Origin of the sequence: Streptomyces sp. NBC_00210 (assembly GCF_045160975.1) — a bacterium.
Lineage (GTDB): Bacteria > Actinomycetota > Actinomycetes > Streptomycetales > Streptomycetaceae > Streptomyces.
This window is the reverse complement of the sequence record NZ_CP108120.1, coordinates 6381630-6396957: the sequence shown is the minus strand read 5'-3', so window position 1 is coordinate 6396957 and position 15328 is coordinate 6381630. Positions and strand designations below refer to the sequence as shown.

Sequence of the window (15328 nt, the reverse complement as noted above, 5' to 3'; positions counted from 1 at the left end):
TCGGGCCCGGGTACGTCAGGCCCAGGTACGTCAGGTCGGTCGGGCGCGTCGGGCCGGTCGGGCGCGCCGCCAATAAGGTCCTGAAACTTGTGCCGGGGCCGGTTCCAGCGCCGGTCGTGGTGGAAGGCGCGCAGCCCCGCCTTGGCGCGGGCCTTGGGCCGGTTGCGATAGAAGCGGCGGGCCCAGAAAGAGCCGGGCCTGGCCAGCCGGACGGCCCCGAAGATCGCCACGAACGGCACCAGAACGCTGATCAGGGCCATCCGTGGCTTGCCCTTGAACATCGTGATGAGTACCAGGAGGAAGTTGATCGCCACAGTGAGGAGCAGCGAGGCACGGTCCTGGCGCTCGTCGGGGCTCACCTCGTTGACACCGAGCGGCGAGAAGCCGCTGAGGACCAGCAGCGCCAGAGCCGCGGCGAGCACCACCACCTCCACGCTCTGACGGCCCTGCTCGGTCCAGTAGACGTCGTCGAGATGGAGGATCAGCGCGAACTCGTCGAGGACGAGGCCGGCGCCCATGCCGAAGATGATCGCGCAGACCGCCGCCGCGGGGCCGTACCGGCTGCTGCCGACCGCCCCGAAGCCGCCGATGACGGTGAGGAAGATGCCGGGGACCACATGGTGGATGTGCATGCCGCCCGGCGTGACGTTCTTGAACGGCCCCCTGCCTGCCCTGATCAGCCGGGTGACCATTCGGGTGATCAGGAAGGTGAGTACAAAGGAGGCCAGCGCGAGCAGCATCGGGAGCTTTCCCGGCTCGATGATGTTGCGGTAAAACCAGTGACCCATGCCACCCGCTCCCGATTCGCGCGTTATGCGCAATTTACCGTCAGTCGGGCCGGGCTACCCTTCGCCGGTGCTCCCACTGAACGGCATACGTTTCGCCTTCGGCACCCTGACCGTGCTCCCCGTCCGCGTGACGCGCTGGGACCGGGACGCGGCACGCGCCGGAATGCTCAGCGCGCCGCTCGCCGGCCTGGTCGTCGGCCTCGTGGCGGCGGCCGCCGGGAGTGTGCCGGCGCTGCTGGGCGCGGGCCCGCTGCTCGCCGCGGTCGCCACCGTCGCCGTCCCCGCCGCCCTCACCCGGGGCCTGCATCTGGACGGCCTCGCCGACACCGCCGACGGGCTCGGCAGCGGCAAACCCGCGGAGGATGCGCTGCGGATCATGAAGCAGTCGGACATCGGTCCGTTCGGGGTCATCACGCTGCTGTTCGTGCTGCTCGCCCAGGTCGCTGCGGTGGCCGAGCTGTACGGCCGGGGCTGGGCGTACGGCGCGCTGGGCGCGGTGGTTTCGGGCGTGACCGCACGCCTCGCCCTCACTCTCGCCTCGCGCACCGGCGTCCCGGCGGCCCGCCCGGAGGGCCTGGGCGCGGCGGTCGCGGAGTCCGTTCCCGTACGCACCTCTCTCGCCGTCGCCGCCCTGGTCACCGCGGGCTGCGCGGGGGCGGGCGCGCTGCTCGGCGGGTACGCGGCGGCGCATCACGCGCTGGCTGTGGCGGCCGGCCTCGGTGCGGCCCAACTCCTGCTGCGCCACTGCGTCCGCCGGTTCGGCGGCGTGACCGGCGACGTGTTCGGCGCGCTGGCCGAGGCGGCGGCGACGGCTGCGCTGATCGCCCTGGTGCTCGGCTAGGCCCTGGCAGGGCCTGCGCCACACCCCGAGCTCGTACTTCTTCAGCATCGAGCTGAGCTGCAGCCGACGGGCCGGCCGACCGCAAGACCGCGGTCGTGCGCGAGGCCGGCGATCAGACGGTTGTGGCGGAGCTGGTCGGCGGCGGTGACGGGGAAGCCGGTGCGGTTGGCGTACCCGTCCATGTTGTCCGGCTCGACCGCGTCGAAGCCCTTGGTGCGGCACATGTCGATGCGCGCCGGTGGAGAGATAGCAGATGACCTGTCCTCGTCCTGCTGTGTTGTACAGCCCGCCAGGACGAGCAGGAGCAGCGCGAACGGCAGCGATACGCGTCTCACAGGGCGTGCGGAAGGGTACGCGTGCCACTGAAGTCTCGTAGATCGGCGCCGAACGTGAGAGAGACGCCACTGACGAGTGAATTAACGCCGCCGTGAGCGGGCCAGGTGACCGAGCGTAGGCTCTTGTCCGGCGCGGGATGTCGATCCGTCCCCACCACCCCCCTCTACGGCCTGGAACTCAACGGAAGCGAGATTTCACCACCGTGACTGCTCTCACTCTCAGCACCGCCGGCGCAGCGACGCTCCGCGCCGACGCCCTCGTCGTCGGCGTCGCGAAGGGCGCCAAGGGCCCGGTCGTCGCGCCGGGCGCCGAGGCCGTGGACAAGGCGTTCGACGGAAAGCTCGCCTCTGTGCTGGACACCCTCGGCGCCACCGGTGCCGAGGGCGAGGTGACCAAGCTCCCCGCCCCCTCCGGTCTCAAGGTCCCGGTCGTCATCGCGGTCGGCCTCGGTCCGGTCCCGGAGAAGGACGAGGCGTACCCGGCCGAGTCGCTGCGCCGTGCCGCCGGCTCCGCGGCCCGCACGCTGACCGGCACGAAGAAGGCCGCCTTCGCGCTGCCCATCGAGGCCTCGGAGGACGCGGAGGCCATCGCCGAGGGCGCGCTGCTCGGCGCGTACGCCTTCAACGCCTACCGCGGCGTCGAGAAGGACGCGAAGAACACCAAGGACGGCAACGGCGCCAAGCTGCCGCTCGCCGAGGTCGCCCTGCTCGGCGCGAAGCCGCGCGACAAGGCGTACAAGGCCGCGGCCGAGCGCGCGATCGCGCTGACCGAGGAGATCAACCGCGCCCGCGACCTGATCAACACCCCGCCGAACGACCTCACCCCCGAGGCCTTCGCCGCCGTGGCCACCGCCGCCGGCAAGGAGAACGGCATCAAGGTGCAGGTCCTGGACGAGAAGGCGCTCCTCAAGGGCGGCTTCGGCGGCATCCTCGGTGTCGGCCAGGGCTCGCAGAACCCGCCGCGCCTGGTGAAGCTCACCTACACCCACTCCAAGGCGGCCAAGACGCTCGCACTGGTCGGCAAGGGCATCACCTACGACTCGGGCGGCATCTCGCTCAAGCCGGCCGGCCACAACGAGACGATGAAGTGCGACATGAGCGGCGCCGCCGCGGTGTTCGCCGCCGTCGTCGCGGCCGCCCGCCTGGGCATCGCGGTCAATGTCACCGGCTGGCTCGCGCTCGCCGAGAACATGCCGTCCGGCTCCGCCACCCGCCCCGGCGACGTGCTGCGCATGTACAGCGGCAAGACGGTCGAGGTGCTCAACACCGACGCCGAGGGCCGTCTGGTGCTGGGTGACGCGCTCACCAAGGCGTCCGAGGAGAACCCGGACGCGATCGTCGACGTCGCGACGCTGACCGGCGCGATGGTGATGGCGCTGGGCAACCGCACCTTCGGCATCATGTCGAACGACGACGCCTTCCGTACCTCGATCCACGAGATCGCGGAGGAGGTCGGCGAGCAGTCCTGGCCGATGCCGCTGCCGAGCGAGCTGCGCAAGGGCATGGACTCCCCGACCGCCGACATCGCGAACATGGGTGAGCGGATGGGCGGCGGCCTGGTGGCCGGTCTGTTCCTGAAGGAGTTCGTGGGCGACGGCATCACCTGGGCGCACCTGGACATCGCAGGCCCGGCCTTCCACGAGGGCGCGCCGTTCGGCTACACGCCGAAGGGCGGCACCGGCTCGGCGATCCGCACGCTGGTGAAGCTCGCCGAACGCACGGCTGACGGCGACCTGGGTTAGGTACGTGCGCCTTCGGCGGGCCTCCTCTCCTACCCGAGGAAGGCCCGCCGCAGGCGCCCGTACGTGGGAGTAACCCCCGGAAGAGCTCAAGGTCACCATCTCAAGCCCCGGCCCCGCGTCCCGCCTTCCGTCAACAAGTGCGAAGATGGGTTCTCGGCAGGACAGGGCCCCCACCACAGGGCCGAAGAAACAGCGGCCGAACACCAGCCGCCGCCCGGTCATCGAAGGCCGGCGACCGGCGCACATGCATGGAGGACGTGACGTGGCGAACGACGCCAGCACCGTTTTCGACCTAGTGATCCTCGGCGGTGGTAGCGGCGGTTACGCCGCGGCACTGCGCGGAGCGCAGCTGGGCCTGGACGTCGCCCTGATCGAGAAGGACAAGGTCGGCGGCACCTGCCTGCACCGTGGCTGCATCCCCACCAAGGCCCTGCTGCACGCCGGCGAGATCGCCGACCAGGCCCGTGAGAGTGAGCAGTTCGGCGTCAAGGCCACCTTCGAGGGCATCGACGTCCCGGCCGTCCACAAGTACAAGGACGAGGTGATCACCGGGCTGTACAAGGGCCTGCAGGGTCTGATCGCCTCCCGCAAGGTGACGTACATCGAGGGTGAGGGCCGGCTGTCCTCCCCCACCTCCGTCGACGTCAACGGCCAGCGCGTCCAGGGCCGCCACGTCCTCCTCGCCACCGGCTCCGTACCGAAGTCGCTGCCGGGCCTGGAGATCGACGGCAACCGCATCATCTCCTCCGACCACGCGCTGGTCCTGGACCGCGTTCCGCAGTCCGCGATCGTGCTGGGCGGCGGCGTCATCGGCGTCGAGTTCGCCTCCGCGTGGAAGTCCTTCGGTTCCGACGTCACCGTCATCGAGGGCCTGAAGCACCTGGTCCCGGTCGAGGACGAGAACAGCTCGAAGCTTCTTGAGCGCGCGTTCCGCAAGCGCGGCATCAAGTTCAACCTGGGCACCTTCTTCGAGAAGGCCGAGTACACCGCGGACGGCGTGCGCGTCACCCTCGCGGACGGCAAGACCTTCGAGGCCGAGGTGCTGCTGGTGGCCGTCGGCCGTGGCCCGGTCTCCGCCGGACTCGGCTACGAGGAGCAGGGCGTCGCGATGGACCGCGGCTTTGTCCTGGTCGACGAGTACATGCAGACGAACGTCCCCACGATCTCCGCGGTCGGCGACCTCGTCCCCACTCTCCAGCTCGCGCACGTCGGCTTCGCCGAGGGCATCCTGGTGGCAGAGCGGCTGGCCGGTCTGAAGACCGTTCCGATCGACTACGACGGTGTGCCCCGGGTGACGTACTGCCACCCCGAGGTCGCCTCCGTGGGCATCACCGAGGCCAAGGCCAAGGAGGTCTACGGCGCGGACAAGGTCGTCGCCCTGAAGTACAACCTCGCGGGCAATGGCAAGAGCAAGATCCTCAAGACCGCGGGCGAGATCAAGCTCGTCCAGGTCAAGGACGGTGCCGTGGTCGGCGTCCACATGGTCGGTGACCGTATGGGCGAGCAGGTCGGCGAAGCCCAGCTGATCTACAACTGGGAGGCTCTGCCGGCCGAGGTCGCGCAGCTCATCCACGCGCACCCGACGCAGAGCGAGGCGCTCGGCGAGGCCCACCTGGCTCTCGCGGGCAAGCCCCTGCACTCCCACGACTGAGCCCCTCGGGCGCGACGACACTTCCGCACGTCCCCTCGCTCGGCGCTCCGCGCGAGCTGGGGAGACCCCATCCGTTAGGAGCAACAGAAACCATGTCGGTTTCCGTAACCCTTCCGGCGCTCGGCGAGAGCGTCACCGAGGGCACCGTCACCCGCTGGCTGAAGGCCGAGGGCGAGCGTGTCGAGGCCGACGAGCCGTTGCTCGAGGTCTCGACCGACAAGGTCGACACCGAGATCCCGGCCCCCGCCTCGGGCGTCCTCGCCTCCATCAAGGTCGCTGAGGACGAGACCGTCGAGGTCGGCGCCGAGCTGGCGATCATCGACGACGGCAGCGGCGCCCCGGCCGCGGCCCCGGCTCCGGCCGAGGCCGAGACCGTGGTGGCCGAGGTTCCCGCCGCGCCCGCTCCGGCTCCGGTCGCCGAGGCCCCCCCGGCTCCGGCCCCGGCCGCCGAGCCCGCTCCCGCCGCTGCCCCCGCGGGTGGCGCCACCGGCACGGACGTCGTCCTCCCGGCGCTCGGCGAGAGCGTCACCGAGGGCACCGTCACCCGCTGGCTCAAGCAGGTCGGCGAGAGCGTCGAGGCCGACGAGCCGCTGCTCGAGGTCTCCACGGACAAGGTCGACACCGAGATCCCGGCGCCCGCCTCCGGCGTGCTGCTCGAGATCACGGTCGGCGAGGACGAGACCGCGGAGGTCGGCGCCAAGCTGGCCGTGATCGGCGCCGCGGGTGCCGCTCCGGCCGCGGCTCCCGCGCCCGCCGCCCCGGCTCCTGCCCAGGCCGCCGCTCCGGCTCCGGCTCCGGCTGCCCCTGTGGCCCCGGCCGCGCCCGCCGCCCCGGCCCCGGCCCCGGCTCAGGCGGCTCCCGCCCCCGCTCCGGCTGCCGCTCCGGCCCCCGTGACCCCGGCTCCGGCTGCTCCGGCCGCCCCCGCCGCGGGTGAGGCGAGCGACGCATACGTGACCCCCCTGGTCCGTAAGCTCGCCGCCGAGAACGGCGTGGACCTGTCCAAGGTCAAGGGCACCGGCGTCGGTGGCCGTATCCGCAAGCAGGACGTCATCGCCGCCGCCGAGGCCGCGAAGGCCGCCGCCCAGGCACCGGCCGCCGCCGCTGCTCCGGCCGCTGCGAAGGCCCCGGCTCTCGAGGTGTCCCCGCTGCGCGGTCAGACCGTCAAGATGACCCGCATGCGCAAGGTCATCGGCGACAACATGATGAAGGCGCTGCACACCCAGGCCCAGCTGACCTCGGTCGTCGAGGTCGACATCACCAAGGTGATGAAGCTGCGCGCCCGGGCCAAGGACGCCTTCGCCGCCCGTGAGGGCGTCAAGCTGTCCCCGATGCCGTTCTTCGTCAAGGCCGCTGCCCAGGCGCTGAAGGCCCACCCGGTCATCAACGCCCGGATCAACGAGGACGAGGGCACCATCACCTACTTCGACACGGAGAACATCGGCATCGCCGTGGACTCCGAGAAGGGCTTGATGACCCCGGTCATCAAGGGTGCGGGTGACCTCAACCTGGCCGGTATCTCCAAGAAGACCGCGGAGCTCGCGGGCGCCGTGCGCGCCAGCAAGATCACCCCGGACGACCTGGCGGGTGCGACCTTCACCATCAGCAACACCGGTTCGCGCGGTGCGCTGTTCGACACGATCATCGTGCCGCCGAACCAGGTCGCCATCCTGGGCATCGGCGCCACCGTCAAGCGCCCGGCGGTCATCGAGACCCCCGAGGGCACGGTCATCGGAATCCGCGACATGACGTACGTCGCGCTCTCCTACGACCACCGTCTGGTGGACGGCGCCGACGCGGCCCGCTACCTGACGGCCGTCAAGGCGATCCTGGAGGCGGGCGAGTTCGAGGTCGAGCTCGGCCTGTAAGGCTTACCAGCACTGCGTGTGGCCCCCGTCCGGTCTTCCGGGCGGGGGCCACGCGCATACGCGAGCCCTTCTCCGGCGCTTTCGGCGGCGGCCCAACACCCGCCCCAAGCAGGCCCAGTAGTGCGCCGAGCCACCACGCGACCTCAGGGTCGACGAGCGGCGGCAATAATGGCCCCTGTGTCCGCGCTGTCCTCCCCGGGAGCCCCCATGACCCCGCCCATCGTCCACTCGCTGCGCGAACAGATCCGCGAGCACATCGTGGAGGGGATCGTCAGCGGCCGCTGGAAGCCCGGCGAGCGGATCGTCGAGCGGCGGATCGCGACCGAACTGCAGGTCTCCCAGACGCCCGTGCGCGAGGCGCTGCGGGAGCTGGAGAGCCTGCGGCTGATCGAGTCCGCGCCCAACAAAGGCGTACGGGTACGGAATCTGACCGCGGCGGATCTGGAGGAGAGCTACCCCGTACGGGCCGGCCTGGAGCAGATCGCGGCGGAGCTGGCGGCCGGGCGGCTGGCCGAGGACTGCTCCGCGCTGGAGCCGCATGTGGCGGCGCTGTACGCGGCGGACGCGGCCGGGGACTCGGCCGCGCAGGTCCGGCACACGGTCGCCTTCCACCGTGAGCTGGTGCGCGCGGCCAGGAACGGGGTGCTGCTGCACACCTGGGAGGGACTTGGGATCGAGGTGTTCACGGCGCTTTCGATCCGCTGGCTGGGGACGGTGCAGAAGTCGTACGCGGAGGAGCACGAGGCGCTGGTCGAGGCGTTCCGCCGCCGCGACCCGGAGATCGGCGCGCTGGTCAAGGCCCACGTCCTGGGCTGCGCGCCGCGCGCCTGACCGGGGCTCCGCCCCGAACCTGGCGAACCGCAACAGGACGACCCCGCACCGCCACCTCAAATCGCCGGACGGGCCGAACAATCAAGCCCGTCCGGCGATTGAGCACGGACACACCGGGTGACCGGGCGGACCGCGGGGACCGGCGACGGGTCGTCCGAAACGTACCCATTTTGCGCGGCACCCTGTGCCCCATTTCGCGGCACTGGATGCCAATTTCCCGCCAAGCTTTGATCGATCATCGATCAGGGACTTACAGTCGACACCGGGTCCACCGACCCCCAGCCCTGTCCTGCCAGACAAGGCACCCCCTATCTCCACCCCCCTCCAGTCCGGAAGGCGGCGACCATGCCCGACCCCGTACGCGTACGCAAGCTTCCGAGCGAGCTCGACCAGCTCCCGGACCGCGACGCCGAGGAAACCGCCGAGTGGGCGGCGTCCCTCGACGCCGTCACCCAGCACGCCGGCCCGCACCGCGCCGCGTACCTCATGCGCCGCACCCTCCAGCACGCCGAGACGGCCGGCGTTCCCGTGCCCCGGCTGCTGGAGACGGACTACGTCAACACCATCCCCACCACCGCCGAGCCCGCCTACGGTGATTTTCCGGGTGATGCGGCGCTGGAGGCCCGTATCACCGCGTGGAACCGCTGGAACGCGGCCGCGATGGTCACCCGTGGCTCCAAGCACGGCGTCGGCGGCCATATCGCCACCTTCGCCTCCGCCGCCTGGCTCTACGAGACCGGCTTCAACCACTTCTTCCGCGGCAAGGAGGGCGACGGCAGCGGAGACCAGCTCTACATCCAGGGCCACGCCTCGCCCGGCATCTACGCCCGCGCCTTCCTCGACGGCCGCTTGAGCGAGCAGCAGCTCGACAACTTCCGCCAGGAGGCCGGCGGCAACGGACTCCCGTCCTACCCGCATCCGCGCCGGCTGCCCTGGCTGTGGGAGTTCCCCACCGTCTCCATGGGCCTCGGCCCGCTCTCCGCGATCTACCAGGCGCGCTTCAACCGCTACCTGCACAACCGTGGCATCAAGGACACCGCGAACTCGCACGTCTGGGCGTTCCTCGGCGACGGCGAGATGGACGAGCCCGAGTCGACCGCCGCCCTCGCGCTCGCGTCGCGTGAGCGGCTCGACAACCTGACCTTCGTCATCAACTGCAATCTGCAGCGCCTCGACGGCCCGGTCCGCGCCAACTTCAAGATCGTGCAGGAGCTGGAGGCCCAGTTCCGCGGCGCCGGCTGGAATGTCGTCAAATCGCTCTGGGGATCCGCCTGGGACGAGCTGTTCCAGCTGGACGTCACCGGCGCGCTGGTCCGCCGCCTGCGTGAGGTCCCGGACGCGCAGTTCCAGACGTACGCGACCAGGGACGTGGCGTACATCCGCGAGCACTTCTTCGGCGCCGAGCCCGCGCTCGTCGAGCTGTCGAAGCTGCTGAGCGACGCGAAGATCGCCGAGTGCTTCTACACCTCCCGCGGCGGCCACGAGGCCCGCAAGGTGTACGCGGCGTACCGGGCGGCCGTCGAGCACAAGGGCGCGCCGACGGTGATCCTCGCGCAGACGGTGAAGGGCTACACGCTCGGCAAGGGCTTCGAGTCCAAGAACGCCAACCACCAGATGAAGAAGCTGACGATCGACGAGTTCAAGGGCATGCGTGACCTGCTCGGGCTCCCGATCGCGGACAGCGCCTTCGCCGACGGCCAGGTGCCCTACGGCCACCCCGGCGCGGACTCCCCCGAGGTCCGCTACCTCACCGAGCGCCGCGCGGCGCTCGGCGGCCCCGCCCCGGCCCGCCGGGTGCACGCGGTGGCACTGCCGACGCCGGAGGAGCGTGGCTTCAAGGCGCTCGAAAAGGGCTCCGGCAAGCAGGAGATGGCCACCACCATGGCGTTCGTACGTCTGGTGAAGGACCTCATGCGGGACAAGGAGACCGGCCGGCGCTGGGTTCCGATCGTCCCGGACGAGGCGCGCACCTTCGGCATGGAGTCGCTGTTCCCGTCGGCGGGCATCTACTCGCCGCTGGGCCAGACGTACGAGCCGGTCGACCGCGACCAGCTGATGTACTACAAGGAGGCCAAGGACGGCCAGATCCTCAACGAGGGGATCACCGAGGCCGGGGCCATGGCCGACTTCATCGCCGCCTCGACGTCGTACGCGACGCACGGCGAGCCGATGATCCCCTTCTACATCTTCTACTCGATGTTCGGCTGGCAGCGCACGGCCGACCAGATGTGGCAGCTCGCCGACCAGCTCGGCAAAGGCTTCATCGTCGGCGCGACGGCCGGTCGTACGACCCTGACCGGCGAGGGGCTGCAGCACGCGGACGGCCACTCGCACCTGATCGCGTCCACGAACCCGGCGTCGCTCAACTACGACCCGGCGTTCGCGTACGAGATCTCCGTCATCGTCAAGGACGGTCTGCGCAGGATGTACGGCCCCGAGGCCGAGAACGTCTTCTACTACCTGACCGTCTACAACGAGCCGAAGCCGCAGCCCGCGATGCCGGAGGGCGTCGAGGAGGGCATCCTGCGCGGTCTGTACCGCTTCAAGGAGGGCGTCGCCGGAGCCGCCGACTCGCCGCGGCTCCAGCTGCTGGCCTCCGGCACCGCGATCCACTGGGCCCTTGAGGCGCAGGAACTGCTCGGCGCGGACTGGGGGGTTGCGGCCGACGTCTGGTCCGCGACCTCCTGGGGCGAGCTGCGCCGCGACGCGCTGGAGTGCGACGAGGCCCTGCTCCGCGGCGAGCAGCGCACTCCCTATGTCACCCAGGCGCTGGAAGGCGCACCCGGCCCGGTCCTGGCCGTGTCCGACTGGATGCGCCAGGTGCCCGACCAGATCAGCCAGTGGGTCGAGCAGGACTACTCCTCGCTCGGCACGGACGGCTTCGGTCTCTCCGACACCCGCGAGGCGGCCCGTCGCCACTTCGGCGTGGACGCCCAGTCGATCACGGTCGCGGCGCTGGCACAGCTGGCCCGGCGCGGCGAGGTCCCGGCCTCGGCCGTGAAGGAGGCGCGCGAGCGCTACGGCCTGTAAGGATCTCTTGTACGAGGTTGTACGAGGTTGTACGAATGGCGAACCCCCGGCGGCCCGACGGCGCCGGGGGTTCGTCGTGGGTGAATCCTTGACCCTGACACCGTGTGAAGCCGTGCAGTAGGAGGCGTCATGTTCACCATCGGAGACTTCGCCAGGCACGGCCGGGTGTCGGCCCGCATGCTGCGTCACTACGACGCGATCGGGCTGCTGCGTCCGGACCGCACCGATCCCTTCAGCGGCTACCGCTATTACGCGGCGGCCCAGCTCGCCCAGCTCAACCGCATCATCGCCCTCAAGGATCTCGGCTTCACGCTGCAACAGGTGCAGGAGATCCTGGAGGGAAAGGTGAGCACCCAGGAGCTGCGCGGGATGCTTTCGCTGCGGCGGGCCGAGCTGGAGACGGCGATGGCCGAGGCGGCCGCGCGGCTGTCCCAGGTCGAGGCGAGGCTCCGGTCGATCGAGAGCGAGGGTCACATGCCCACCGAAGACGTCATCATCAAGAGCATCCCCGCGGTACGGGTGGCCGAACTGACCGCCACCGCGGCGGGTTACGAGCCCGAGCACATCGGCCCGGTCATCAGCCCGCTGTACGACGAGCTGTTCCGGCGTCTGGAGGCGGCGGGCGTCACCCCGACGGGCCCCGGCATCGCGTACTACGAGGACGCGCCCGAGGGCGAGGGCGCGATCCTGGTGCACGCGGGAGTCACGGTCGCGGCCGCACCGCGGCCCGGCCAGGACTTCGAGATCGTCGACCTGCCCGCCGTCGAACGGGCCGCGACGATCGTGCATCGCGGCCCGATGGCCGCCGTCGTGCCGACCGCCCAGGCCCTGGCCCGCTGGATCGACGCGGGCGACCACCGCTCGGCCGGGTACGCCAGGGAGGTCACGCTGGAGTGCCCGGCGGACCTCGAGAAGTGGGTGACCGAGCTCCAGGAGCCGCTCGCCTGATCTCCGCCATCTGATCTCCGCCATCATGGGGTCATGCGCGCTGCCCGGCTGATCAAGATGGTTCTGCTCCTCCAGGCAAGGCCCTCGATGACCGGGGCCGAGCTGGCACGTGAGCTCGAGGTGTCGGAGCGGACCATCACCCGGGACGCCCTCGCGCTGTCGGAGGCCGGCGTCCCGGTCTTCGCCGACCGGGGCCGGGCCGGCGGCTACCGGCTGGTCGGCGGCTACCGCACCCGGCTGACCGGCCTCGGCCGCAGTGAGGCCGAGGCGCTGTTCCTGTCCGGACTCCCGGGCGCGCTGCGGGAGATGGGCCTTCACGACGCGGCGTCCGCGGCCCGCCTGAAGGTGTCCGCGGCGCTGGTTCCCTCGCTCAAGGACGCCCCGCAGAGCGTGGCGCAGCGCTTCCATCTCGACGCCCCTGGCTGGTACCAGGAGCCCGAGACACCGCAGTTGCTGCCCGCGGTCGCCGAGGCGGTGTGGGACGACCGTCGCATCAGGACCCGCTACCGGCGTCGGGACGCAGAGGTGGAGCGGGAGTTGGAGCCGTACGGGCTCGTGCTCAAGGCGGGTGTCTGGTACCTGTGCGCCCGCGCGGACGGGAGCTTCCGGGTGTACCGCATCGACCGGTTCACGGCGGTGGACGGGAACGGGCAACTCTTCGTACGGGACGAGGACTTCGATCTCCCCGGCTTCTGGGCGGAGCGCGCGGCCCAGTTCGCGCGCTCCATCCTGCGCGCCGAGGTGGTGGTCCGGCTCACCGAGGAGGGCGCGCGGCGACTGCCGTACGTCACGGACCGCGTGGCCGCCCGCGAGGCGCTGGCGGCCGCGGAAGGGCCGGACGGGCAGGGCCGGGTGACGCTCACGCTGCCGGTGGAGTCCCATGAGGTGGCGTACGGGCAGCTGTTCGCGCTGGGTCCGCATGTCGAGGTGCTCGAGCCGCCGGAGCTGCGTGCGCTGTTCGCCGAGTCGGCGCAGCGGGCGGCCGAGCTCTACCGGTAGCCGACGCCGGGGCAGTCGACGCTCCCGGTAGCCTCCCGGCAGTGGGGGCCACCGGCAGTCGGGGCCACCGGCAGGGCGGCCCTACCGGTAGTCCTCCAGGGACGGATCCGCGCCCGCAGCCTCCTCGGCCATGAAGCCCCAGACGTCCGGCCGGCTCCCGTCCGTGTCCGTGAAGCCGTACACCTTCGCCAGCTGTCCGCTGTGCAGCGACCGTCCGTTCCAGCGCGCCCGCTCCGGGTCCGCGGCGAGCGCCGCCACCCCCCGGCCGACATAGACCGGCGACTCCGAGAGCGCCCAGTGCCGCTGCTTGTCGATCCCGTCGCGCCAGGTCTCCTCGGTGAGGCCGAAGATGTCGAGCATCTCCTCGGAGCGGATGAACCCGGGCGTGACCGCCACCGCCGTGCCGCCCGCACTCTTCAGTTCCTCACCCAGGATGAAGGCCATCCGGATCGGGGCGTTCTTGGCCAGGTCGTAGTAGAAGTTCTCGCGGAAGTCCTTGTTGGACTCGGCCGTGCCGTCCGTGACCTCGACGACCAGGCCGCCCGGCCTGCGCACCAGCAGGGGAAGCGCAATGCTGCTGGTGATGATGTGGCTCCGCGCGCCGAGGTCGATCATCCGCAGCCCGCGGTCCAGCTCGATGTCCCACATCTTGGTGTTGAAGTCGAGCAGATGGTTGCCGCCCCAGATGTCGTTGACCAGGATGTCGAGCCGGCCGTGGTCCCGGTCGATCCGCTCGACCAGCGCCCGCACCCGGTCCGGCTCCAGATGGTCCGTCGGTACAGCGACGGCCTCGCCGCCCGCCGCCGTGACCAGCTCGGCCGTCTCCTCGATGGTTTCCGTCGCCCGGCCGACCTCGCTGATCCGCTCGCGGGTAGTGCGTCCGGTCACATATACGGTCGCGCCGGCGGCCCCGAGCGCCACGGCGATGGCGCGGCCCGCGCCCCGAGTGGCCCCCGCGACCAGCGCGACTTTCCCGGTCAGAGGCGTGTGCGTCGGTGTCTGCGTCGTCATGCGCCGACCGTCGCACGGATACCCGACATCTCCTGTCCGCCATTCGTCAGACTGTCGAAAGAGTCAGCATTTCGGCGGCTCCGCGTGCGCCGCCCCTCGCCAACCACGATGCTTGTCCCGTGATGGACGAGACGGAGTTCTGGGAGATCGTCGACAGCACCCGCGAGGCGGCCGAGGGTGACCCCGAGGACCATGCCGACCTGCTGGTCGAACGGCTGCTGCAGCTCGACCCCGACTCCGTGCTGGACTTCGCCCGGCACTTCGAGGCGCGCTACAACCGCGCGTACACCTGGGATCTGTGGGGCGCGGCAGCCGTGCTGCTCGGTGGCGCCAGCGACGACGCGTTCGACTACTTCCGCTGCTGGCTGATCGGGCAGGGCCGGGAGATCTTCGAGGGCGGGGTGCACGAGCCGGATTCGCTCGCCGAGCTGCTGGAGGAGTTCGACGAGGACATCGACGGGGACGGTGAGGAGCTGGGGTACGCGGCGGACGAGGCGTACGAGCAGCTCACCGGGGTCGTCGCGCCCGACCTGGGGATCCCGCCGCAGCCGGCCGAGCCGATCGGCACGCCGTTCGACTTCGACGACGACGCGGCGCTGGCGCAGCGCTTCCCCAAACTCTGGGAGCGTTTCGGGGCGATGTGAGCCATGCCCTCCGGCGTGAGCCAAACAGTCCGGTGATCCGAGCAGTCCGGTGCGATCCGAGCAGTCCGGTGTGATCCAGGGGTCCGGTCCGAGTCCGTTCAGCCGGTGAGACTGCCCAGACCGCGGCCCATCATGACGTCGTCCACGTACTGTCCGTCCAGGTAGAACTCCCCCGGCAGCACGCCCTCGACCGCGAAGCCCTCCGACTCGTACAGCGCACGCGCCGGCTTGTTGTGCCCGAGCACCCGCAGCGTCATCCGTACCGCGCCCTGCCGCCGCGCCTCGTCGCACGCCGCCCGCAGCAGCGCCCGGCCGGTGCCCCGCCCGCGCGCCCGGCCGGCCACCGCGAGGCCCTGGATCTGGCGCACATGCTGGTTGCAGGCGAGCGGTGTTGGCGGGATCAGCCGGACGTATCCGACGACCGTGCCGTCGGCGTCCTCGGCGACCAGGAAGTGCTCGGGCCGGTGGTTCGAGTCGAAGAAGGGGTCGTACGGAGGCGTCGGCCGCGGCTGTACGGAGTGCAGCGGCGACCAGGTGTCCCGGTCGAGCTCGCCGAGGGCTGCCTCGTCGGTACGGAGTGCGGGGCGTATGTGCGACTCGGACATGGTCGCCACTGTGCCATGGGCAGGCGCCGGGGCAGGAT

General features: G+C 70.9%; 11 protein-coding genes and 2 pseudogenes. 9 read left to right on the top strand and 4 right to left on the bottom strand.

What is annotated here, in order from left to right; translation table 11 throughout:
- Positions 1-41: 41 nt before the first annotated feature.
- Positions 42-788 (bottom strand): annotated as a pseudogene (locus OG729_RS28875) (hypothetical protein); the annotation flags it as partial.
- 25 nt (positions 789-813) lie between these two features.
- Here OG729_RS28875 and OG729_RS28870 point away from each other — a divergent pair.
- Entirely contained in the window at positions 814-1629 is an 816-nt protein-coding gene (locus tag OG729_RS28870) for an adenosylcobinamide-GDP ribazoletransferase (protein ID WP_405808789.1), read from the top strand.
- Positions 1630-1635: 6 nt separating this feature from the next.
- Here OG729_RS28870 and OG729_RS28865 read toward each other — a convergent pair.
- A pseudogene (locus OG729_RS28865) lies at positions 1636-1862 on the bottom strand (endo alpha-1,4 polygalactosaminidase); the annotation flags it as partial.
- Positions 1863-2167: 305 nt separating this feature from the next.
- Here OG729_RS28865 and OG729_RS28860 point away from each other — a divergent pair.
- The 7 genes from OG729_RS28860 (at position 2168) to OG729_RS28830 (ending at position 13030) form a co-directional block, all read left to right on the top strand.
- Positions 2168-3706, top strand: a complete 1539-nt coding sequence (locus OG729_RS28860) for a leucyl aminopeptidase (RefSeq protein WP_405808787.1) — start codon at positions 2168-2170, stop codon at positions 3704-3706.
- Positions 3707-3968: 262 nt separating this feature from the next.
- Positions 3969-5357 carry a dihydrolipoyl dehydrogenase gene (gene lpdA, locus OG729_RS28855; protein WP_360866506.1) on the top strand — a complete coding sequence of 463 codons (1389 nt, stop codon included), beginning with the start codon at positions 3969-3971 and terminating at the stop codon, positions 5355-5357.
- A gap of 92 nt (positions 5358-5449) precedes the next feature.
- Positions 5450-7222, top strand: coding sequence for a 2-oxoglutarate dehydrogenase, E2 component, dihydrolipoamide succinyltransferase (gene sucB / locus OG729_RS28850; RefSeq protein WP_405808785.1), 1773 nt, complete (start codon positions 5450-5452; stop codon positions 7220-7222).
- Between the two features lie 207 nt (positions 7223-7429).
- Positions 7430-8053, top strand: a complete 624-nt coding sequence (locus OG729_RS28845; protein ID WP_360866511.1) for a GntR family transcriptional regulator — start codon at positions 7430-7432, stop codon at positions 8051-8053.
- 345 nt (positions 8054-8398) lie between these two features.
- Positions 8399-11083, top strand: coding sequence for a pyruvate dehydrogenase (acetyl-transferring), homodimeric type (gene aceE / locus OG729_RS28840; protein ID WP_405808784.1), 2685 nt, complete (start codon positions 8399-8401; stop codon positions 11081-11083).
- A 129-nt stretch (positions 11084-11212) separates the two neighbouring features.
- Positions 11213-12031 carry a MerR family transcriptional regulator gene (locus OG729_RS28835; RefSeq protein WP_405808782.1) on the top strand — a complete coding sequence of 273 codons (819 nt, stop codon included), beginning with the start codon at positions 11213-11215 and terminating at the stop codon, positions 12029-12031.
- A 33-nt stretch (positions 12032-12064) separates the two neighbouring features.
- On the top strand, positions 12065-13030 hold the full coding sequence (locus OG729_RS28830; RefSeq protein WP_405808780.1) for a helix-turn-helix transcriptional regulator: 966 nt from the start codon (positions 12065-12067) through the stop codon (positions 13028-13030).
- An 81-nt stretch (positions 13031-13111) separates the two neighbouring features.
- Here the strand turns inward: OG729_RS28830 and OG729_RS28825 are convergent, their stop codons facing one another.
- Positions 13112-14041, bottom strand: coding sequence for an SDR family oxidoreductase (locus tag OG729_RS28825; RefSeq protein ID WP_405808778.1), 930 nt, complete (start codon positions 14039-14041; stop codon positions 13112-13114).
- 122 nt (positions 14042-14163) lie between these two features.
- On the opposite strand from OG729_RS28825, the gene OG729_RS28820 reads away from it, so the two are divergent.
- On the top strand, positions 14164-14685 hold the full coding sequence (locus OG729_RS28820; protein ID WP_360867370.1) for a DUF4240 domain-containing protein: 522 nt from the start codon (positions 14164-14166) through the stop codon (positions 14683-14685).
- Positions 14686-14783: 98 nt separating this feature from the next.
- On the opposite strand, the gene OG729_RS28815 is transcribed toward OG729_RS28820, so the two are convergent.
- Positions 14784-15290, bottom strand: coding sequence for a GNAT family N-acetyltransferase (locus OG729_RS28815; RefSeq protein WP_405808776.1), 507 nt, complete (start codon positions 15288-15290; stop codon positions 14784-14786).
- Positions 15291-15328 lie beyond the last annotated feature (38 nt).

Bases quoted from the DNA above. Each gene is read 5' to 3' on its own strand.
- OG729_RS28870 (WP_405808789.1), top strand. From the start codon at position 814: ATGCGCAATTTACCGTCAGTCGGGCCGGGCTACCCTTCGCCGGTGCTC.
- OG729_RS28830 (WP_405808780.1), top strand. From the start codon at position 12,065: ATGCGCGCTGCCCGGCTGATCAAGATGGTTCTGCTCCTCCAGGCAAGG.
- OG729_RS28835 (WP_405808782.1), top strand. From the start codon at position 11,213: ATGTTCACCATCGGAGACTTCGCCAGGCACGGCCGGGTGTCGGCCCGC.
- sucB (WP_405808785.1), top strand. From the start codon at position 5,450: ATGTCGGTTTCCGTAACCCTTCCGGCGCTCGGCGAGAGCGTCACCGAG.
- OG729_RS28815 (WP_405808776.1), bottom strand. From the start codon at position 15,290: ATGTCCGAGTCGCACATACGCCCCGCACTCCGTACCGACGAGGCAGCC.
- OG729_RS28820 (WP_360867370.1), top strand. From the start codon at position 14,164: ATGGACGAGACGGAGTTCTGGGAGATCGTCGACAGCACCCGCGAGGCG.
- OG729_RS28825 (WP_405808778.1), bottom strand. From the start codon at position 14,041: ATGACGACGCAGACACCGACGCACACGCCTCTGACCGGGAAAGTCGCG.
- aceE (WP_405808784.1), top strand. From the start codon at position 8,399: ATGCCCGACCCCGTACGCGTACGCAAGCTTCCGAGCGAGCTCGACCAG.
- OG729_RS28845 (WP_360866511.1), top strand. From the start codon at position 7,430: ATGACCCCGCCCATCGTCCACTCGCTGCGCGAACAGATCCGCGAGCAC.